Annotated in this window: 23 protein-coding genes; 16 read left to right on the top strand and 7 right to left on the bottom strand. The window is 40.5% G+C overall.

What is annotated here, in order from left to right:
• Positions 1-6 precede the first annotated feature (6 nt).
• Both ACFPZG_RS07230 and ACFPZG_RS07225 read left to right on the top strand, forming a co-directional pair.
• Positions 7-312: a DUF4870 domain-containing protein gene (locus ACFPZG_RS07230; RefSeq protein WP_283732519.1), complete on the top strand. Its 306-nt coding sequence runs from the start codon at positions 7-9 to the stop codon at positions 310-312.
• Positions 313-438: 126 nt separating this feature from the next.
• Positions 439-1641, top strand: coding sequence for a dicarboxylate/amino acid:cation symporter (locus ACFPZG_RS07225; RefSeq protein WP_283734677.1), 1203 nt, complete (start codon positions 439-441; stop codon positions 1639-1641).
• A 50-nt stretch (positions 1642-1691) separates the two neighbouring features.
• On the opposite strand, the gene ACFPZG_RS07220 is transcribed toward ACFPZG_RS07225, so the two are convergent.
• A complete protein-coding gene (locus ACFPZG_RS07220) occupies positions 1692-2066 on the bottom strand; it encodes a hypothetical protein (protein ID WP_283732518.1) in 375 nt (124 codons plus the stop codon).
• A gap of 165 nt (positions 2067-2231) precedes the next feature.
• On the opposite strand from ACFPZG_RS07220, the gene ACFPZG_RS07215 reads away from it, so the two are divergent.
• From ACFPZG_RS07215 to ACFPZG_RS07205, 3 genes are all read left to right on the top strand, one after another.
• Entirely contained in the window at positions 2232-3449 is a 1218-nt protein-coding gene (locus ACFPZG_RS07215) for an MFS transporter (RefSeq protein ID WP_317940670.1), read from the top strand.
• Between the two features lie 129 nt (positions 3450-3578).
• On the top strand, positions 3579-3974 hold the full coding sequence (locus tag ACFPZG_RS07210; protein ID WP_283732517.1) for a MarR family winged helix-turn-helix transcriptional regulator: 396 nt from the start codon (positions 3579-3581) through the stop codon (positions 3972-3974).
• A gap of 16 nt (positions 3975-3990) precedes the next feature.
• Positions 3991-5154, top strand: coding sequence for an MFS transporter (locus ACFPZG_RS07205; RefSeq protein ID WP_283732516.1), 1164 nt, complete (start codon positions 3991-3993; stop codon positions 5152-5154).
• A gap of 47 nt (positions 5155-5201) precedes the next feature.
• Here ACFPZG_RS07205 and ACFPZG_RS07200 read toward each other — a convergent pair whose 3' ends face one another.
• Together ACFPZG_RS07200 and ACFPZG_RS07195 are read right to left on the bottom strand one after the other, a co-directional pair.
• Positions 5202-5624, bottom strand: a complete 423-nt coding sequence (locus tag ACFPZG_RS07200) for a protein-tyrosine phosphatase family protein (RefSeq protein WP_283732515.1) — start codon at positions 5622-5624, stop codon at positions 5202-5204.
• Positions 5605-6372 carry a metallophosphoesterase family protein gene (locus ACFPZG_RS07195; RefSeq protein ID WP_317940671.1) on the bottom strand — a complete coding sequence of 256 codons (768 nt, stop codon included), beginning with the start codon at positions 6370-6372 and terminating at the stop codon, positions 5605-5607. Before ACFPZG_RS07195 ends, ACFPZG_RS07200 begins: the two co-directional genes overlap by 20 nt.
• A gap of 91 nt (positions 6373-6463) precedes the next feature.
• On the opposite strand from ACFPZG_RS07195, the gene ACFPZG_RS07190 reads away from it, so the two are divergent.
• The 3 genes from ACFPZG_RS07190 to ACFPZG_RS07180 all read left to right on the top strand — a co-directional run bounded on the left by ACFPZG_RS07190 (position 6464) and on the right by ACFPZG_RS07180 (position 8534).
• The gene (locus ACFPZG_RS07190; protein WP_283732514.1) at positions 6464-7138 is read left to right on the top strand and encodes an SOS response-associated peptidase; all 675 of its coding nucleotides are present in this window, start codon (positions 6464-6466) and stop codon (positions 7136-7138) included.
• 58 nt (positions 7139-7196) lie between these two features.
• A complete protein-coding gene (locus tag ACFPZG_RS07185) occupies positions 7197-7766 on the top strand; it encodes a hypothetical protein (RefSeq protein WP_283732513.1) in 570 nt (189 codons plus the stop codon).
• Between the two features lie 192 nt (positions 7767-7958).
• Positions 7959-8534, top strand: coding sequence for a hypothetical protein (locus tag ACFPZG_RS07180; RefSeq protein ID WP_283732512.1), 576 nt, complete (start codon positions 7959-7961; stop codon positions 8532-8534).
• A 25-nt stretch (positions 8535-8559) separates the two neighbouring features.
• Here ACFPZG_RS07180 and ACFPZG_RS07175 read toward each other — a convergent pair whose 3' ends face one another.
• Positions 8560-9120, bottom strand: a complete 561-nt coding sequence (locus ACFPZG_RS07175) for a DUF3298 and DUF4163 domain-containing protein (RefSeq protein ID WP_381426453.1) — start codon at positions 9118-9120, stop codon at positions 8560-8562.
• 198 nt (positions 9121-9318) lie between these two features.
• On the opposite strand from ACFPZG_RS07175, the gene ACFPZG_RS07170 reads away from it, so the two are divergent.
• The 4 genes from ACFPZG_RS07170 (at position 9319) to brnQ (ending at position 15644) form a co-directional block, all read left to right on the top strand.
• The gene (locus tag ACFPZG_RS07170; RefSeq protein WP_283732510.1) at positions 9319-9696 is read left to right on the top strand and encodes a nucleotide excision repair endonuclease; all 378 of its coding nucleotides are present in this window, start codon (positions 9319-9321) and stop codon (positions 9694-9696) included.
• Positions 9697-9881: 185 nt separating this feature from the next.
• The gene (locus ACFPZG_RS07165) at positions 9882-11027 is read left to right on the top strand and encodes an exonuclease SbcCD subunit D (protein ID WP_283732509.1); all 1146 of its coding nucleotides are present in this window, start codon (positions 9882-9884) and stop codon (positions 11025-11027) included.
• The gene (locus ACFPZG_RS07160; protein ID WP_283732508.1) at positions 11024-14101 is read left to right on the top strand and encodes an AAA family ATPase; all 3078 of its coding nucleotides are present in this window, start codon (positions 11024-11026) and stop codon (positions 14099-14101) included. Before ACFPZG_RS07165 ends, ACFPZG_RS07160 begins: the two co-directional genes overlap by 4 nt.
• A 178-nt stretch (positions 14102-14279) precedes the next feature.
• Positions 14280-15644, top strand: coding sequence for a branched-chain amino acid transport system II carrier protein (gene brnQ, locus ACFPZG_RS07155; RefSeq protein WP_317940672.1), 1365 nt, complete (start codon positions 14280-14282; stop codon positions 15642-15644).
• Positions 15645-15663: 19 nt separating this feature from the next.
• Here brnQ and ACFPZG_RS07150 read toward each other — a convergent pair whose 3' ends face one another.
• Complete coding sequence (locus ACFPZG_RS07150; protein WP_317940673.1) at positions 15664-16203, bottom strand: GNAT family N-acetyltransferase; 540 nt, start codon at positions 16201-16203, stop codon at positions 15664-15666.
• Between the two features lie 125 nt (positions 16204-16328).
• Between ACFPZG_RS07150 and ACFPZG_RS07145 the strand changes: the two genes are divergently transcribed.
• From ACFPZG_RS07145 to ACFPZG_RS07135, 3 genes are all read left to right on the top strand, one after another.
• Positions 16329-16895, top strand: coding sequence for a 3D domain-containing protein (locus ACFPZG_RS07145; RefSeq protein WP_283732506.1), 567 nt, complete (start codon positions 16329-16331; stop codon positions 16893-16895).
• A gap of 116 nt (positions 16896-17011) precedes the next feature.
• A complete protein-coding gene (locus ACFPZG_RS07140; protein WP_317940674.1) occupies positions 17012-17158 on the top strand; it encodes a hypothetical protein in 147 nt (48 codons plus the stop codon).
• Complete coding sequence (locus ACFPZG_RS07135) at positions 17155-17880, top strand: SDR family NAD(P)-dependent oxidoreductase (RefSeq protein WP_283732504.1); 726 nt, start codon at positions 17155-17157, stop codon at positions 17878-17880. Before ACFPZG_RS07140 ends, ACFPZG_RS07135 begins: the two co-directional genes overlap by 4 nt.
• Positions 17881-18064: 184 nt before the next feature.
• Here the strand turns inward: ACFPZG_RS07135 and ACFPZG_RS07130 are convergent, their stop codons facing one another.
• Both ACFPZG_RS07130 and ACFPZG_RS07125 read right to left on the bottom strand, forming a co-directional pair.
• Positions 18065-18664: a class I SAM-dependent methyltransferase gene (locus ACFPZG_RS07130; protein ID WP_317940675.1), complete on the bottom strand. Its 600-nt coding sequence runs from the start codon at positions 18662-18664 to the stop codon at positions 18065-18067.
• Positions 18661-19620 carry a TIGR01212 family radical SAM protein gene (locus ACFPZG_RS07125; RefSeq protein WP_283732503.1) on the bottom strand — a complete coding sequence of 320 codons (960 nt, stop codon included), beginning with the start codon at positions 19618-19620 and terminating at the stop codon, positions 18661-18663. Before ACFPZG_RS07125 ends, ACFPZG_RS07130 begins: the two co-directional genes overlap by 4 nt.
• 198 nt (positions 19621-19818) lie before the next feature.
• On the opposite strand from ACFPZG_RS07125, the gene ACFPZG_RS07120 reads away from it, so the two are divergent.
• The gene (locus ACFPZG_RS07120; protein WP_283732502.1) at positions 19819-21003 is read left to right on the top strand and encodes an MDR family MFS transporter; all 1185 of its coding nucleotides are present in this window, start codon (positions 19819-19821) and stop codon (positions 21001-21003) included.
• The last annotated feature ends 15 nt before the right edge of the window (positions 21004-21018 follow it).

Raw genomic sequence — 21018 nt, 5'->3', positions numbered from 1 at the left:
TCAATCATGGAAAAAACCGGCCTAAAAGTATTGGTACATGCAAGCGCATTTTTTGCTCCTTTTTTAGTCCCTTTCGTACTCTATTTAGTTATTGATGATTCGGAGATAAAAAGACTATCCATCCAGGCATTATTGTTCCAATTGGTGATGGGTGCATTAATATTCATATCGGCAATATTAATTATTTTCCTTATTGGTATTCCGATGCTGATTGTATTCATATTGATGACGATAATTGTTCCTATTATTGGAATTGTAAAAGCCCTTGGTGGCGAGACATACAATTACCCGATTGTCGGCAGATGGATCTGATTGCTACAAACCCCTTCTCACAAATGTGAGAAGGGGTTTTTAAATACATAGACTATTCATTCATGTTAACTCCCTGAAATGTATATGTTGGTATAAGGATTTATAAGAAAGGGGAGAAGAATGAAGATAAAGTTCAATCTTGTCACGCAGATTTTCATTGCCTTTGTTTTAGCAATCATTTTAGGAAGTGTGTTTGGCAGTTCCATCGATTTTCTAAAACCGTTTGGGGATTTGTTTTTAAGGCTTATCAAGTTCATTATTGCACCACTCATTTTATCTACACTAGTAGTTGGTGTAGCGAGTACTTCTGATCCTAAGCAGTTAGGTAGGATTGGATTGAAAACTGTCTCGTATTATTTAGTGACGACCGCAATTGCAATTGTCATTGGCCTTACTGTTGCATTTATCATTTCACCTGGAAAAGGTGTGGATGTTTCTTCGGAGGGGCTTGTGGCGCCTGAAGCTGCGACTAAAGAGCCGCAAAGTGCCATTACGACGATACTAAATATCGTACCCGAGAATCCATTCACTGCATTATCTTCCGGGAATGTATTGCAAATCATTTTCTTCGCTTTATTCATTGGCCTTGCCATCACATTGGTCGGTGAAAAAGCACGTCCGGTTTACACGTTCTTCGAAGGCTTTGCTGAAATCATGTATAAAATAACGGGTATTGTCATGAAAGTGGCGCCAATCGGTATTTTAGGTTTGTTGGCACCGGTTGTCGGCCAATACGGATTATCCGTGCTATTGCCGTTAGTGAAGGTGATTCTTGCTGTATATATCGCTTGTATCCTGCATGCTGTACTTGTCTATTCATCTGCTGTAAAAACATTTGCTGGGATGAATCCTAAAACATTTTTCAAAGGAATCTCTCCTGCTGCATTTGTTGCGTTCAGTACGTGCAGTAGCTCCGGGACATTGCCTGTAACGATTAAGAACACGAATGAAAACTTGAAAGTGCCTAATAAGATATCAAGCTTTGTTCTTCCGTTGGGGGCAACCGTCAATATGGACGGAACTGCGATTTACCAAGGGGTCGCCGTCATATTCATCGCCCAGTTCTATAGTTTGGAACTATCGTTCATGCAACTACTGACTGTCGTTCTAATTACAATTTTAGCGTCGATTGGAACAGCGGGAGTTCCTGGGGCAGGAATGATCATGCTTGCAATGGTTCTCACATCTGTGAACATGCCACTTGAAGGGATTGCATTAATTGCAGGGATTGACCGAATTTTAGACATGATGAGAACTTCCGTCAACGTTGTTGGGGATGCTTCCGCGGCGGTTGTTGTCGCAGGAACGGAAAAGGGTAGAGTGGAATAATTTAAAAAAGAGATTGGATTCTTTCGGGAATCCAATCTCTTTTTCATATGTTATTTAAATAACTGTTTAATTCTTTCCGTCCTGAGATGTTTGAACCCCATGAATGAGTCAATAATAGTCGTTGCAATAGAGCTGAGTCCCACGCCCATGATGATTAGGGAAACTTGGGTAGTGATATCTTCGGGTGATCTTTGAAAAACCTTTGCCAAAGATTCCGCAAGATATGGACGAATTAGATTAGGATTGAGAAGCAAATAGACAATCAGAAGCATCCATAATATATTAAGAAACAAATTACTAATAGCAAGCTTGGTTGTCCACTGAGGATAAAGGGCTTTGTATGAGCCTAATACAATTTCTAACGTCAACAATAAAAGTGTTGCGGGGAATAAAACAATCAATGATACATTAGTGAAAATTGACATATTAACGTCAATCCTTTCGAATACTTTACCCTCAATCTACCCGGAAATTTCATATCCTAAAACGATAATTGAAATGGAATAAATGAAGAAAGGACTCGCGCTGGAAAATTGTTGCTGTATACTATACATATATTGTCGAATTTTATGAAAAAAGCGGGGATACATATGACTTCAAATAAAGAGACGCAAAATCTCGCAAACCCAGTATATCCAATCATGTTTGCAATTGGCGCGTGTCATTTACTAAATGACACGCTTCAAGCCGTTATTCCGGCTATGTTTCCTGTCTTGGAAAAAGAAAGAGGATTAAGTTTCACCCAACTTGGCTTTATTTTCTTTGCATTAAATATGGTTGCTTCAGTTCTTCAACCGGTTGTTGGATATTTTAGTGACAAGAAACCGATGCCTTATGCACTTCCGATTGGAATGACGTTTTCTCTTATCGGTATGGCCGGTTTGGCAATTGCCCCAAGCTATTGGCTGATCCTAGTAGCTGTCATTTTATTAGGCCTTGGCTCAGCTGTCTTCCATCCGGAGGGCTCTCGAGTATCTTTCCTTGCCGCAGGTACAAAAAGAGGGCTTTCTCAATCGATCTATCAAGTCGGCGGAAATTCTGGACAAGCTTTAGCTCCTTTGATCAGTGCATTTGTCCTTGTGCCCCTTGGACAGAAGGGTGCAGCTATTTTCATCGTTGTAGCGGCACTTGGGATAATAATACTATCAAGAATTTCCGCCTGGTATAAACAACAGTTGGACTTAGAGAAGAAAAATAATCGCAAAAAAGTTTTACTATCTTCTATCGGGGATCTGACGAAAAAACAAATTGGCATTGCATTGACGTTGTTGTTAATCATTATTTTTGCCAGATCATTCTACGTAACAAATGTTACAAGCTTTTACATTTTTTATTTAATGGATGACTATGGATTAAAGATTGAACAAGGGCAGCTATACATCTTCTTATTCATGGCATTAGGTGCGGCGGGTACATTTTTCGGTGGACCGATGGCGGATCGAATCGGTCGTAAAAACGTAATTGTGTTGTCCCTAATCGTTCCTTTGCCTTTATGTATCATGCTTCCATATATGCCATTATGGGCAGTCGGTGTATTATTGACTTTGATAGGATTCTTTATCATGCTTAGCTTTTCGGTTACTGTCATTTACGCCCAAGAGCTTGTGCCAAGTAAAATTGGGACGATGGCTGGTCTGACAGTAGGATTAGCATTCGGAATGGGCGCCATTGGGGCAGTCGTTCTGGGTGCATTAATGGATACCATCGGAATTTTCCCTACAATGGTCATCGCCTCCTTCTTACCGTTCATCGGTTTGGTTGGACTCGGTTTGCCGAAGGATCAAAAGATTACTGCATCTGCAAATTAATATTTAACCGCTCCGTGCCATATAACGGTTGCGGTTTTTTATTTTCGTATTTTAGTATAATTCTTTACATATTTCGGACCGCGAAGTATACTATATTAGTTACCTAAGTAAATAAAAAGGCGTGAGGAAATGAATCCATTAATACATGAATTGTTCCAGAAATCGAGATTATTGAGTAAAGAGCTGAATAATGCATTGAAACAGTATGATTTATATGCCGCTCAATGGTCTGTTATTTATTGTGTGAATGGACATGGAGAAATGACTTTGACACAGATTTGGAAGTATTTGAATGTGGAAGCGCCGACCATCACCAGAACCGTCAACCGTTTGGAACAGATGGGTTGGTTGGAAACAAGTGTAGGCAAGGATCGTCGTGAGAAAATTGTTAGACTTTCTGGGAAGGCTATAGATAGGATGGCCGAGATTGAACAAACCATCATTCAGTTTGAAGAAATTTCCTTGAGAAACCTAACAAAAGACGAAGAGGAACTTTTAGGCAAGTTGTTAAAAAAACTTGGATAAGAAGGGGAGTTTTTAATTGAATAAAGAACCGATTTGGACAAAATCATTTATAAGTTTATTCTTAACGAATTTATCCGTTTTCATAGTGTTTTATGGTTTGGTATCTACGTTACCGCTTTATGCAAAAGACGCTTTAAGTCGAACGGATGAAGAAGCAGGTCTACTGATGACCATTTTCTTATTATCTGCTATCATTGTCCGTCCGTTTACAGGCAAGTTACTCGATATAGCTGGGAAACGAAGGATGCTTTGGATTAGTTTAATCTTTTACCTCATTTGTACCGTCCTCTACTATTTCATTACTCCGTTTGAAGGTTTGCTTGCGTTGCGTTTCTTCCAAGGTATTTGGTTTAGTATTGTTACAACCGCAGCAGGATCTATCGCGGCTGATATCGTTCCAGTGACAAGACGGGGTGCGGGTCTTGGATATTTTGTCATGTCGACCAATTTGGCCGTTGTAGTCGGTCCTTTTATCGCATTGTTCATCATCCAAACTTATTCGTACGATGCTCTGTTCATCTTAATGAGCATTCTTATGCTGATTGGTGCAGTTGTGGCTGTTCTTATTCCGGATGTGAAAGTGGAAGGAGCCGTAACACCATCGAAACGATTTACTTGGAATGATCTATTCGAGAAAAAGGCTATTCCAATTGCATTATTAGCAAGTTTAATCGCTTTTTCGTATGCAAGTGTTCTTTCCTATTTATCGATTTATGCTCTTGAAAAAGAATTACTAGCATTTGCAAGCTTCTTTTTCGTCGTTTTCGCTGCTGTCATGCTAATAACGAGGCCATTAACTGGGAAAATTTTCGATGAAAAAGGACCCGTGTATATCCTGATTCCAGGGTTCATATTGTTTTTCATTGGATTTTTCATACTGGCGTTCATGAACTCTGCAGGGTTATTCCTTCTCGCAGGGGCGTGTGTTGGACTGGGTTATGGGGCACTTGTTCCGAGTTTGCAGACACTTGCCATTCAGTCAACATCGCATAATCGAAGTGGATATGCGACTGCAACATTTTTTACGTTGTTTGACACAGGACTAGCTATCGGTTCATTTATATTAGGAGTTATTGCTTCTCAATTTGGATATCAAAATGTTTATTTGTTATCAGGTCTGCTTGTTCTTGTAGTGCTTGCATTATATATAATGACTTTCCGAAAACGTCGTGTAAATTGATTGGAATATGCAAAGCCGGATTCAAATGGAATCCGGCTTTCGTCATTTTACTTGTATATCCTTTTTAAAGCTTCCTTAAATGCAGGCTTTATATTGGTTTCCGGTCGGATGGCTGTACTCATCATTTCGGCTTCTTCGATGTTTTCCGCTTTCCCTAACTCAAGCAAGGTTGCTGCAGCGAGAGTGCCGCCGCGCCCTCTGCCTGTATTACAATGGAAGTAGATGTTTTTACCTTCCTTGTAAGCCTCCATCACTTTACTTACAGCCTCGCGGATAGAATCGTCTTGTGATTCGGCATCATCCAACAAAGGTTGGTGGACACTGATTTCACTTGGCAAATCGCCGTTTACAGTTGCTCGTAAGTCGTAAATCACATCAATCTTTTCGTTAGCCATTACCTCTTCAATTGCATCGACACCTCCGAAAAAGATTCGATCTGTCACCAATGCTTTATATGGTTTGTTTGTCATGAATATCTCCCTCTTTCATCGCTTTCAACTTATCGGATTCTACACAATACACCGTTCTGCTTGGTAGTTCCAAGCAATTTAATTGGCCTCCATAGACAGCCGCTCCATCTATACCAATAATACGATTCTCACCGAAGTATACGGAGTAGTCCTGCTTGTCCTTATCCTTATGTAGATTCTTTGTCGGCGTATGGCCGAAAATAACGGTTTTCTCCCCACAATATCCATTATGGAAAATATCTCTGATCCAAATAAGTTCATAGGGATCTGTATCTGTAATGGATTTTTCCGGATGCACGCCTGCATGCACGAATATCACATCGTCTGTTTCAACGAAATAGTCAAGACTTTGTATGAATTGAATATGTTCATTTAGCTTTTCTGAATGGATGGATGGTTTTTCGAACGGTTCATCTTCTTTTATGATAAACTGCTCTTCTGAAAATCCATAGCTTTGCAATGTCTGGCTTCCCCCATTACGGTTTGTCCAGTTTTTCCAAGCCCTTTCTTCATCTGTCAACATTGCTTTGACCATCATATCCTCATGGTTACCTTTTAATACAATTGCACCAGCTTCCTTCAACTGGATTACTTTCTCGAGAACCCCTTTGGAATCAGGTCCACGATCGATATAGTCTCCTAATAAGATTAGTTGATCTTCATCAGAATCATAGTTAACTTGTTTAAGTAGCTCTTCAAATAAGTTTAGTTCTCCGTGAATATCACTAATGACCAAAGTTCTTTTCAATTAGATCATCCTTTCATAACGCCTATCATGATTCTATCGCATTTTCATGATACGATTAACAAAATAGTCTCAAAAGAAAGGAAGAATTCTTATGTGTGGTCGTTTTACTTTATTTGCCCCGTACTATGAAATCATGGAACGATTCCGTATTGAAGCCGCTTTTGAAGAAAGCGATTATGTTCCAAGCTATAATATTTCTCCATCGCAACAAGTTGTAGCAATCATTAATGATGGAGAAAAGAATCGCTTGGGGCATTTACGATGGGGCCTCATTCCGCCATGGGCGAAGGACGAGAAGATTGGGTACAAAATGATCAATGCCCGAGCAGAGACACTAGCGGAAAAACCGAGCTATCGAAATGCCTTCAGTAAAAAACGTTGTATCATTCCAGCGGATTCATTTTATGAATGGCAAAGAAAAGACGGCGAGAAAGTGCCGATGCGCATCAAGCTGAAAACCGATGAACTTTTTGCAATCGCTGGACTCTGGGAAACGTGGAAATCGCCAGACGGCAAACTGATCCATACATGCACTGCCATTACGACGGAACCAAATGAGTTGGTGAAACCGATTCATAATCGGATGCCTGTCATTTTGAAAAAAGAGGATGAGGGAATTTGGCTGGACCCGAAAAATACGGATATTCAAACGTTAGGGAATCTGCTGAAGCCATTTGATAAAAACCAAATGAATGCGTACAGTGTCTCCTCAGCTGTCAACTCTCCGAAGAATAATGAAGAATCTCTAATTCTTCCAGTTTGTTAATTAACATTGAAACGAAACACTTGCGTTAGCGTTTACTCATTAAATGGGAGGGGTCGCCATGAAAGTAAGATATTTATTGTCATTTGGTTTATTGTTCATACTGTTTTTGTGGTGGAAACCGTTAGATGCTTCGGCCTGCTCATGCGTCGCTCTGCCACCACCGAAAAAAGCACTCACTGAGGCGGATGCTGTATTTAGCGGCGAAGTGGTGGAGATTATTGAAAATGGTAAACACATCGTTCGAGGGAAAGGTAAAACAATTCACTTTAAGGTTGATGAAGTATGGAAGGGGATTGACGAGTCAGAAGCCGTCGTTACAACAGGACTTGATACTGAAGGCTGCGGATTTCCGTTTGAAAAGGGCAAGAAGTATCTCGTTTACGCTTCGATGGGCGATATGTATGTGGCGAATACATTGACTACAACGATTTGCCGCAGAACAACGGAATTTGCCTATGCAACAGAGGATTTAACCGTATTAGGTGAGGGACAGGAAGTAAGTAGTTTGAAAGAAGATAAAGGTGAAACCACACTACCAATTTGGCCGTTTGTGCTATTCATTTTAGGGTTAGTCGCCATATTCATCGGCTTCCGATATAAAAAATCACAAAAAAACGCGTGCAGATAAATTCCACGGCACGCGTTTTTTATCAATATCCGACAGCAGACTCCCACTTCAAGGAATGCGAAGGGTACAGCGTCTCTTCGGCAGTCAACTCGCCGAAGAATAATGAAGAATCTCTAATTCTTCCAGTTTGTTAATTAATATTGAAACGAAACACTTATGCCAACGTCTACTCTTTAAAGGGGAGGAGTCGGCTTGAAAGTAAGATACTTATTGTCATTTGGACTATTATTCATACTGTTTTTATGGTGGAAGCCGTTAGACGCATCTGCTTGCTCATGTGCAATGCTACCGCCGCCTGAAGATGCCTTGGATATGGCGGATGCTGTTTTCACCGGCGAAGTCGTCGAGATTATTGAAAACGGTAAACTTATTCGGGGGTATGGAAAGACAATTCACTTCAAGGTTAATGAAGTATGGAAGGGGATTGAAGGGTCAGAAGCGGTAGTTACAACGGGACTTCATGATGGAGATTGCGGACTTCCTTTTGAAAAGGGCAAGAAATATCTTGTTTACGCCACGATGAGTGGTATGTATGTGGCGAATACATTATCTACCACGATTTGCCACAGAACAACCGAACTTGCCTATGCAACAGAAGACTTGAATGCATTAGGTGAGGGACAGGAAGTGAGTAGTCCGCATGAAGAAACTGAAACAGAGGATGAAGAAAGCCTTCCATTATGGCCTTTTGCATTATTCATTTTAGGGTTAGTCGCCATATTCATCGGCTTCCGATATAAGAAATCACCAAAAAACGCGGACAGTTAAATTCCACTGCCCGCGTTTTTCATTGTTAAGTAAAAGCCATCATCCGATCCAGGGGGGTATCAGGTTTTATAATATCCCTTAAATCTAAAAGTGGAATTGGGAAATACGGGAATCCCCAATAATAAGGAGTGATTTCATACAGTTGGAAAAAGATAACGATTGAAGTGTCCGCTATATAGAAATCCTGGTCTTTACGGATCTCTTTGAAAGGGGGTTCGAGTAATTCGATTTTCCACTTCTTGATATCTTCACGAATAATATCGGATATCTTTTTCACATAGTCGCTATTCTCTTTGAACAACTCTTCCAATTCATATTGTTTGCCTGTTCTTGTATCAAACGTCAAGGCTCTGGTGAATGTTATCCCATGCGCCCCGCCAGTAAATGAATAGACGATGAGAATTAAGCTAAGAACCCCTCGCTCATTTGTTTTTATTTCAAAATTGGCAACCATCTCCACGAGATTATCATCATAGAAATTTTGATTCACAAGCATTTCATTTAATGTATGGATAATCGTATGATTTAGGCTCCTTTGAATGGCCGCATCTTCCATATCCGAGATAACTGGGTAATAAACCTTCACTTTTGATGAGGTGTGCGGGAGCATCTTCGTATGAATTATTAATGGAACGTCCTCCAAAGTATAACTTCCTTCCTCTTAGGTAGTTATATAGTGTATGAGTAGGATGCATAGGGAAATCACCAAAGATATAACTTTTCGCTTTCCATCCCGTTTTGTGGTAGGATAAAACTTCACAAAAGAAGAGGACGTGAGCGTAAATTGATTTCAATTACAATACCAAAACCGGATGTTACGATCATCCAGCGTGAGCAAAAAATAACTGGTGACGAAGCGCCAATCAAGCCAATCAATGGCTTCATCGATATCCATGAAATCCCGCGTGACAAAGGTGGACTTATCCTTTTTTACAATAAAAGTGATGAACTACTTTTCGCAGGTAAAGCACGCAAGCTTCGCCAACGCGTAAAAAAACATCTTGAAGATACTGTTTCACCAGTGAAAAATCACCGAAACGAAATCAATAAAATTTCTGTGATCATTGTCGAGGATCCAATGGAACGCGAAATTTATGAGACATACATCATCAACACTTTACGCGCGAAATACAATACGGATAAAGTGTTTTACCAAGACTGACAGAAGAAAACCCGCATTCAGGCTATGAAGCCTTGAATGCGGGTTTTGTGTATCAAATCGATGTTTTTTCAAACTGAAATCAGGCTTAATGAAATTATAATATTTCTATTTTAACGGATGTAATGCCTATTCAAGCAAGTTTCCTGTAAAATAAGAGGTAATAGAAGAAACGGGAGGCGGGGGAATTGAAGTTTTTCCATACGGCGGATTGGCATTTAGGCAAACTGGTAAAAGGTGTATACATGACGGAGGGACAGCGTCATGTGCTTCGGCAATTCATCGACGCCATTAAAGAAGAAAAACCCGATGTGATACTTATTGCAGGAGATTTGTATGATCGGGCAGTTCCACCAACGGATGCAGTTACATTACTTGACGAAGTATTGCGGGAAATTGTTGTGGATTTGAAAACTCCTGTCATTGCGGTAGCTGGTAATCACGACAGTCCGAGTCGACTGGACTTTGGCAGTGAATTAATGAGAAGAAACGGATACTTCATTGAAGGCCGGCTAAAACATAAGGTGAAACCGGTCGTATTCAATGATTCATTCGGTGAGGTCCATTTTCATCTTGTCCCATATGCTGACCCTTCCATATGCAGACAAGTTTATGAAGATGAAAATATAATAGATTTTAATAGTGCTATGAAACGTGTAATTCAGAAAATCGAATTTAAGGAAGATGCACGACATGTATTTGTAGGACATGCTTTCGTCACCCCTCACGGCGAGGAGGAGGAGAATACAAGTGATTCGGAGCGCCCGTTGGCAATTGGAGGTGCGGAATATGTGTCTGCACAACTTTTCAAACCGTTCCATTACACAGCTCTCGGCCATCTGCACCAGGCACATCATGTGTCGAATGAAACGATTAGATATTCGGGATCACCTATGAAATATTCAATATCTGAAGAGAATCATAAAAAAGGTTTCTACATTGTGGAAATGGATGGAGAAGGTAATATCGATGTTCAAAAGAGGTTGCTTGCGCCAAAACATGATATGCGAACCGTCGAAGGAGAGATGGATGAAATTCTCACCCATCCACCAAGTGATGACTACGTTTTTGTGAAATTACATGATGCTACACCTGTCTTATTTCCAATGGAAAAAGTGAAGTCAATTTATCCGAATGCCATGCATATTGAAAGAAATGTGGGTCGGACTGCCGCAACACTTGAACGCCACGATTCAGCAGTCCAGGAAAAACCGGATGATATGACCCTGTTTCGATATTTTTACACGCAAATGAATGATATAGAACCCGATGCCGAGACAGAACGGATCTTTGATGAGGTATTGCGGGAAGTGAAAGGGGGAACCGACGTATGAAACCCATTCAATTGACAATGACGGCATTTGGGCCTTACAAGGGAACGGAAATTGTGGATTTTCGACTCCTTGAAGATCATAGATTATTCGTTGTCTCGGGAGCTACTGGAGCAGGGAAAACAACAATTTTCGATGCGATTTGTTTCGCGTTATATGGACAAGCGAGTGGTGAAGACCGATCAGAATCCCGCTCGATGCGAAGTGACTTTGCTGACGATTCCACTCAAACGGCGGTCGAATTAATTTTCGAAATCAATCGGCGCACATATCGAATCATGCGGCAAATCCCATACTTGAAAGCTGGGAATAAAACTGAAACAACTGCAAGATGTGAGTTTTTTGAGCTAACTGCTGACGGGGAAATCCCATTTGTCGACCGTCAAATCGTTTCTGAAATTAATCGGAAGATCGAAGAACTTGTTGGTTTTACGCAAGCTCAATTTAGTCAGATTGTAATGCTTCCACAAGGGGAATTCAGGAAATTCTTGACGTCCGACACGGAGAATAAAGAAACAATCATGCGAAAAATCTTCAAGACGGAAGAGTACCGTGAAGTCGTCAACCGATTGAAGATGAAACGAGATGAGGCCCAAAACCGTTTGGTCGAAGAAAAAAGTAAGATTGAAGGGTTTATTCGGCAAATTCCTACTGTCATACCAGAAAGAGAATCCCTGATTTTCGAAGTCCTTTCCAATGAATATAGAAACGTGTCGCAAGTGCTTGACGGCATAGTAAACGAAGCCGAATTTTATTCGGAAAAAATGGTGGAAGATGAAAAGAAATATAAACTCACATATGAAAAACATGCTGAGATGCTTTCTAACTATCATGTAGCGAAAAATCTCAATGAACAATTTGATCAACTTGAACAGTTGAATAAGGATATGGAGACTTTAACGGCAGAAATTCCATCAGTCACGTTAAAAGAACAACGTATATCCAATGCAGAGCGGGCAGCAGTCATCCATGAAATCGAAGGCCATTTCCAACAGTTGCATAATGAAGCTGAAGTAAGGTTGAAAGAATGGAATCATGCGGTAAAGGAAGCGCAAGAAGCAAAACTGTCATTGGATTCGATCGAAGTATTGTATAAACAAGAAGAGTCTAAACAAGAAGAAAGGGCGCAAGTGACAGAACGGCTTATCCGTTTACGTGACCATCTTCCAGCAGTAAAGGAATTGGCAATTAAGGAATCGACCGTGAAAAGCTTAGAGCAACGCCTTCTGGTTTCGCATGAAGAATTCATCGTTTCGACGAAAAGGTCTGAAGTTGAAAAAGAGAAATTAAATCTGATGAAGGCTCAAATTGAAAAGATGGAATTTGATGTAATCCCATTGGACGAAATTACTGAAAAAATGAGCCGAGTTGAATCTGAATTAAAAATTATGCAAGACCATATGAAAATTACTGCCGAAGTGATGAAGTGGAAGCAGCAGAAGGAAAAGGGATCCGTTGTTGTACGTAAGCTGAGAGATGACTTTACATTAATGCAAAATTTATGGTTGAATAATCAGGCCGCGCTTTTAGCTGATTCGTTGCAGGACGGGGAGCCATGTCCGGTTTGCGGTAGTGAGCACCACCCGACAAAGATCCATAGACATAGTGAAGAATCGGTAACACGTGAAGAACTTGATCGAAGCCAAATCGAATTAACAAAAATAGAAGGTTCTTACCAGGCGGTTTGCGCTAAATACGAGAACTACCTCGAACAATTGGAAGCGAAAGAGCTGGAAATGAAGGAGCTTCAAATTGAAGGCAATCTTGAAGATCTGTCGGCGATCAAAAAGGAATTAACAGAACAAGCAGCCCGCTTACGTGCAACAAGGGATAAACTGCCTGGCTTAAGAAAGGCGCTAAAGTCACAGGAAGAGACCGCTGCGGCTACGCAGATTGCTCAAATTGAGAACGAAAAAAAGGTTTTAGAACAAAAATCGCTTATAGATAAAGAGACAACTTTATTGCAAAGGGAAATAGCCCAAATACCTGAAGAAATGCGTAGCTTGCCTGCCTTGCAAATGAAAATTACTGAAGTTGAATCAAATAAAACTCGTTTGGATATTGCGTGGCAGTCTGTACAAAAATCACGTGAGGAGGCAAGAGGGAAACTAACAAAGGCAGAATCGGCAGAGTATCATTGTAAAAAAACATTTGATGAATGTTCCGATAAAAAGGCAAATGCCGAAGCCAGATTCAAAGAAGCTTTAGAGTTATCCGAATTCACTTCAGAAACGGAATATCGGGAAGCGAAATTGTCGGAATCAGAAAGACGTATTTTGAAAGACCAAGTGATGGATTTCAAACAAAGGCTTCATTCGACAAAGGAAAAGATTGTGGACCTAAATGCCCGTTTGCTTGGAAAAGAAAAAGTGGACTTGATAGAGATGCACGAAACTGTACAAAGTTTGAAAGCAGCGTATGAAGCTGCCTGGACAGAAATGAATAAATCAACAGAATATAAAACTGCTTTGGTTTCATTGGAAGCAAGTATTAAAAGAACTGGTGAAGGTATCGATGAGCTTGAAAGAAGGGTAGGCAAAATTGCCAACCTTTATGATACGATCAGAGGTCAAAATGAATTGAAGCTCTCATTCGAACGATTCATCCAAATCGATTATTTGGAGCGTATCATTCAATCCGCGAATGAGAGACTTAAAGACTTATCGAACGGACAATTTCAGCTATTGCGAAGTGATCGTCAGGAAACAAGGGGAAAACAGAGCGGTTTAGGGTTGGATGTGCATGATGGGTATACCGGTCAAAATCGGGATGTTAAGACATTATCGGGTGGCGAGAAATTTAATGCGTCCCTCAGTCTTGCGTTAGGGATGGCTGATGTTATCCAGAGCTTCCAAGGGTCTGTCTCGATTGACACGATGTTCATCGATGAAGGGTTTGGGACATTGGATGAGGAGTCTTTGCAGAAGGCAATCGATACGCTTGTTGACTTGCAAAAGTCTGGAAGGATGATTGGTGTCATTTCTCACGTTGAAGAGTTAAAAGCTGCATTACCTGCAATTCTTGAAGTCAAGAAGACAAGAGAAGGACATAGTGAAACCAAATTTATCCTTAAATAAACTAAGTAGACGGCCCAAAAAGCCGTCTATTTTTCTATTGTAAAATAATAACATCGTAAAAAATGTGAAATCTTTTTATTTTCTGTTGCAATTTAAGAGAGCAGAGAGTATTATAAATTTCTACAGTAAATGTACACAATAATTTGCATATTAACATCATGAAGGGAGCAGTATACACATGCAAAAAAAGTTGTCATTTTCTTCATATTTAGCTATCGGCGTCATGTTATTTGCCCTCTTTTTTGGTGCTGGTAATCTTATATTTCCTGCTCAGTTAGGACAATATTCAGGCGAAAACCTCTGGCCGGCAACAGTCGGATTTCTTATTACAGGAGCTGGACTTCCACTTTTAGGGATTTTGGCAATGGGTTTCTCGGGAAGTAGGAACTTGCAAGAACTCGCAAGCAGGGTACATCCAATTTACGGTTTGATATTTACCTCTTTACTTTATTTAACGATAGGTCCATTTTTTGCTGCACCTCGTACTGGGGCAGTTGCATTCGAAATCGGAATCGCGTCTTCTATTCCTGAAGGCTATACGAAAATTGCGCTGTTTATATTTACATTGTTATTTTTCGGTATAACATTATGGCTTTCCTTGAATCCTGCTAAAATTGTAGATCGTGTCGGGAAACTCATGTCTCCGATTATCATAGTATTGCTGCTTGTCCTATTAATAGTTGCATTTTTGAATCCTATGGGGGAGTTTCAGAGTCCCGTTGATGCTTATGCAAAAGGAGCTTTTGTAAAAGGATTAACTGAAGGCTATAATACAATGGATGCTTTAGCTTCACTTGTATTTGGAATTATCGTCATTAATGTATTACGTTCATATGGACTAAAGAATAAGATGCAGATCTTTTCTGCAACTGTGAAAACCGGCGTCGTAGCTTCAGGTATCCTTGCATTAATCTATGTTGGGATCGCGTATCTTGGGGCGACGACGACTGAGCGCTTAGGATTATTTGAAACCGGAGGCCCTGTTTTAAGTGAGACGGCTTCTTATTACTTTGGAACAATTGGAACTGTTATGCTTGCAATTGTAATTATTCTTGCCTGCTTGACAACAAGTATCGGACTTATGACCGCATGTGGAGAATATTTCAATACAATCATCCCGAAAGTTGGATACAAAACATTCGTTACGGGTTTTACAATCTTTTGTTTTGTTGTTTCGAACTTTGGTTTAGCCAATATTATTACCTATTCAATCCCGGTCCTAATGTTGCTTTACCCACTGGCCGTTGTACTAATGTTACTAACATTCACCTCACCACTATTCGGTCATGCGAGAATCGTTTATGTTGGTGCGACAGCTACTGCATTATTAATCAGCCTCTTCGATGGGATTAAAACATTATATTCCACGTTAGGTTACGAAAAAACGGAATGGCCAAGCTGGCTCACTTCTATTGATTCGTTCTATAATACGATACTTCCGTTTTACAGCGATGGTCTAGGCTGGATCCTTCCAGTACTGATTGTTATGATCTTCACAGCCCTCATCGCCCTTATTATGAAACCAGCACCGGCCCATAGATAGTTGAAAGGAGCACTCCTTGTTAATAGGAATGCTCCTTTTTTTCATTGATTTGTCTAGAATAAACTAGGGAAATATCCTGGTCCTCATCTGTTGAACCGTATGCAATCTCCTCACGTTTAAATGAAAATCCCTTTGCCTCATAAAAAGGAATGCCGTACAGATTTCCTTTTGCAACCGAAACCCATTGGCGCTCAGCACCATATGTATACTTTTGAATCTTTGTATAGAATTCCAATAGTCTTGTACCAATCCCCATCCCCCTATAATCGGGGTCCATATAGAAGACATAAATTTCACCATCTGAATCATCTGCCATCCCTCCTCCGATTACTCCAAGGAGTTTTCCATCCTTTTCAGCAACAAAATACCCGTGCCAACTTTTGTCGATTGTTGTGATTTCGCGCTGGATGCGTTCGGCATTGTAATATTTGTTAATCAGGCGTTGAATATATATGTCTGAATAGAGGTTGCGATAAGTGAACCATTGGCATTTTGAAAGCAGATGGGATATGGGTTTTGCTTCATCCTGTCGGGCTGATCTAACTAAAATTTCGGTCATTTTAATTCCTTCCTTTCCTGTAACAATTGACTGACTTTTGTAATCAGAATAAATGCAATTTGTAACATTGCTGTAATACTGTACTGATAATCTATAAATAGACTAAAAGGCGGGGAGTAGAAAACTTGAGAAAACATATTGTAACGATTCTATTTGCAGTAATGTTATTGTTCGGCAGTACGACCGAAAGTTTTGCGGCTTCTTCAACGTATAAAGTCAAAAAAGGTGATACGCTTTACAAAATTGCGGCAATGCATAATATCACCGTCAATGAAATAGTTTCTTGGAATGGTTTGAAGTCAACGGTTATAAAGCCGAATCAGAATTTGATAGTTACTAAATCCGATACAAGTAAAAAGAATTCATCGAAAACTCCATCGCGATCTGATGACGATACCGTTGTGGAGGAAATAACTGTTTCAGCAAGTGCCTATACTGCTAATTGTAACGGTTGTTCAGGAATTACTTCAACAGGGATTAATCTAAAACGAAATCCTGATCTAAAAGTGATTGCCGTGGACCCTTCAGTCATCCCACTTGGAACAAAAGTGTATGTTGAAGGGTATGGTTATGCGATTGCGGGCGATACAGGCGGGTCTATTAAAGGGAATAAAATTGATGTGTTCTTCCCAACAAAAGGCGAAGCATATAAATGGGGAAGAAAAAACGTGAAAATCAAAATACTAAAATAAGAAATTAGGCCGATTCCTTCAAAAAATGGGAATCGGCTTTTAATATTTTTTTGGGTAGTCCCATAGATATGATGACATGGTAAACTATATGGAAAGAAGAGGAATGGGGAGATGGGATGGAAAAAAGGAGATTGATCTTGGGGCTGATCTTAGTTATTGCAATTGCATTGTATATCTGGATTGCTTATTTTGAGATCCCTAATAAAGCGAAAATTGGGGAGGCAATCCAACAACAAGTTCCACTGGAAGGGGAAGAACGATGAACATTTATATTATTACTGGTGCGTCAAAAGGCATTGGCCTTGAATTGATGAATCAGTTGAATGAAAAAGGGGAAAAAGTGATTGGGATTGCAAGAACCAATCCGGGCCATGAAGGATTTGAAACTGCGGATTTATTGGAAACAAGTGGATTGGCTGAATTGATGAACCGAATTATTGAAGAAAATCTGTCATCGGCAAGCTCATTTACTTTAATCAATAACGCCGGAACGGTTGAACCGATTGGATTAATCGGCAGCGTTAACGAGAACGAATTAGTTAGGGCTATGTCGATCAATCTAACTGCACCGATGATTTTATCCAATACGTTTATCGGAAGCTTGATAAATTTTGAGGGTGAAAAAAGAATAATTAATATATCATCAGGTGCGGGAAGGAATCCATATGAAGGATGGGGTGTGTACTGCACAACGAAAGCGGGCCTTGATCATTTTTCCCGTGTTGTTTCTCTTGAACAGGAGAAAGCCCAATATCCTGTCGATATTGTCTCAATTGCGCCAGGAATCATCGATACAGGCATGCAGGAAACAATCCGGTCAAGTGAAGCGGAAGATTTCCCGTTACTTGAGCGATTTATTGACTATAAAGAACAAGGCCTTTTAAGCACGGCCTCTGAAACAGCAAGAAAACTGATCGCAGTAATGGAAAGGGAAGATTTTAAGGAGATTGGACCGATTGCTGATTTACGGCAATTAGGGGAATGAATTAGTCAGAAACCGTTGATTTCCGCTACAGGCGGACGCTTTCCGTGGGGCGCGGGTGAGCCTCCTCGTCGCTACGCTCCTGCGGGGTCTCACCATTCGCGCAAGACCCCACAGGAGTCGCCGCCTTTCGCTCCAATCAACTGAAATATACCTCACTTTAGGCTATTCTTTCAACACAAAATTCCTATTTACTTATTTGTACAACCTCATCAAAATCCCTCACTTTTTCGATTGCGATTAAAAATGGGGGGTTATTTCTTTGGTTTAGGAGCTCGTAGCGGATCACGTGAACGTCTGCCTGATGAAGTGTTTTCACATAGTCGAGCAACGCGTCACGCTCTTCCTTCCCGCCGTCATGTCCATCATAGACGGATATCGTGATGATTCCACCTTTTTTAAGCATCCCTAATAGCTTATGGATAGCCGTGATTGTTGAATCCGGTTTAGTGACAATCGACTTATCATTGGCATAAGGCAGATACCCAAGGTTGAACATCGCTCCGCCAATCGGTTCGTCTACATACTGATCCACATTCGCATGACTATCCAGTATTAAAGTCGTTCGCGCTGTTAAGTCACCAAGTCTTTCCGCAGTTGCTAAAATGGCGGCCTCCTGAATATCGAATGCGAAAACCTTACCTTCTGTACCGACTTGCTCAGCTAAAAACAACGTATCATTCCCATTGCCGGCAGTTGCGTCAACAACCGTTTCCCCGGGAAAAACAGTCTCGCTAATCAATCGCTTTGAAAACGGGAGGACGCGATGTAATAGAATTTTACTCAAATGAGTTCAACCATCCTTTCAAAAAACTTTCCTTGATAGCTATTACGACGTTCCATTTCTTTATCAATGCCGTTCAGTACATCCCACTTCGTAACACTCCACATTGGTCCGATCATCAAATCAATCGGTCCGTCCCCTGTAATTCGGTGGACAATCATCTCTGGTGGCAGTATTTCAAGTTGATCGACTACAAGGTTGATGTATTCGTCCATCTTTAAGAACTCGACCATTCCTTTTTCATACTGTTTTACCATTGGCGTACCTTTTAATAAATGAAGCAAATGGATTTTTATCCCCTGTACATCAAGCTTGGCGACTTGTCTCGCTGTTTCCATCATCATGTCATAATCCTCTAATGGCAGACCGTTAATAATATGTGTACAGACGCGTATCCCGTGTTTTCTTAGCTTTTCAACACCTTCTACATATGTTGAGAAATCATGTGCCCGGTTTACTAATTGTGCGGTTTTTTCATGTACGGTTTGCAATCCTAATTCAACCCATAAATAGGTCCGTTCATTTAATTCCGCCAAGTATTCAACAACATCATCAGGCAAACAATCCGGTCGAGTTGCGATTGACATGCCGACTACCCCGTCTTGCGCAAGTGCAGCCTCGAATTTCTCCTTTAATACGGGAAGGGGTGCATGGGTGTTTGTATAGGCCTGGAAATAGGCAAGATACTTTCCATCCTTCCATTTACGATGCATTTTATCACGAACTTGTGCGAATTGGACCTCTATTGGATCTACCCGATCTCCGGCGAAATCTCCTGATCCGGCAACACTGCAAAAAGTACAGCCCCCGAATGCAACAGTCCCATCGCGATTGGGGCAATCGAAACCTGCATCTAATGCAACTTTAAATACTTTGCATCCAAACTCGTCTTTCAAATGGCGTGACCATGTATGATAACGTTTCCCTTCAGAGGGAAACGGGTAATTGAATTTCTGCATTGTGATTCAGCTCCTCAACAGTAGATTGTATCACGATAGTTGGGAATGGTGTCATCTGAATTATAGAACATATTTAGTATGTCTTGTATGAATGTGTGAAAAGGAATACACTCGAAATATCCTGCCAGAAGGCTGGATTTTATTTTGCATAAAATCATGATTGAATTAGAATTTACTTGAAGAACGGAGGCAGCAGGTATGCCGAAAAAAGTTTGGCTGCTTGTCATCGGGATGTTTGTCAATGTCATCGGGAATTCATTTCTATGGCCATTGAATACAATTTACATGCATGAATACCTCGGAAAATCATTGGCAGTAGCAGGACTTGTGCTAATGGCGAATTCAGCTGCAGGTGTTGTGGGCAACTTACTTGGCGGCTATTTATTCGACCGGATAGGTGGATTCCGATCCATTATTAGCGGCATTGTCATCTCAATTCTTGCACTTGCATATCTTGTCTATGATCATAATTGGTATCCTTATATAATATTCCTTACAGTTTTAGGATTTAGTGGTGGTATTATTTTTCCAAGTATGTATGCAATGGTTGGTACAGTATGGCCTGAAGGCGGTCGAAAAGCATTTAACTCGATTTATCTTGCGCAGAATGTCGGAGTTGCCATTGGTCCTGCAATGGCTGGTTTCATTGCATCCGTTCATATCGACTACATCTTCTCAGCGAATCTTGCGTTCTATATCCTGTTTTTAGTGATCGCTTACTTCGGATATAAGAAATTGGAAATTGCTCCTGAACGACATACGGATATCATTAGGGAGACTACACCTATTAAGTATAAGGCACCTTTTTACGCCCTTCTTATCCTAGTTACAGGCTATTTGATCACTTGGCTTGTCTACTCACAATGGTCAACAACTATATCCACACATGCTTTGTCAATCGGAGTAACATTACGCGAATACAGTTTAATTTGGACAATCAATGGATTACTAATTGTGCTCGGTCAACCAATCATCAAACCACTTATCAAACGTATTGAAAAACAGCTGAAAACACAAATGCTTATCGGTACTTCCATTTTTATCATCTCGTTTATTGTTGTTAGCTTTGCGGGCTCGTTCAAGATGTTCGTCGTTTCGATGGTTATTCTTACTTTCGGCGAAATGATTGTATGGCCAGTTATCCCAACGATAGCGAGTCAACTGGCTCCGAAAGGAAAAGATGGATTTTATCAAGGAGTTGTGAACTCCGCCGCCACAATCGGTCGTATGATAGGACCATTAGCGGGTGGTGTCTTGGTAGAGATTCATGGAATGAAAATGATGTTATTGCTGCTTACAAGCCTTATGGTGATTACAATCTTAACTACAATCCTATATGACCGACCACTAAAGTCGTCCAATCAAAAACCGGAGATCCAATAAGGATTTCCGGTTTTT

This window comes from Sporosarcina thermotolerans (assembly GCF_042658975.1).
Lineage (GTDB): Bacteria > Bacillota > Bacilli > Bacillales_A > Planococcaceae > Sporosarcina > Sporosarcina thermotolerans.
This window is presented reverse-complemented; position numbering and strand designations above follow the sequence as displayed.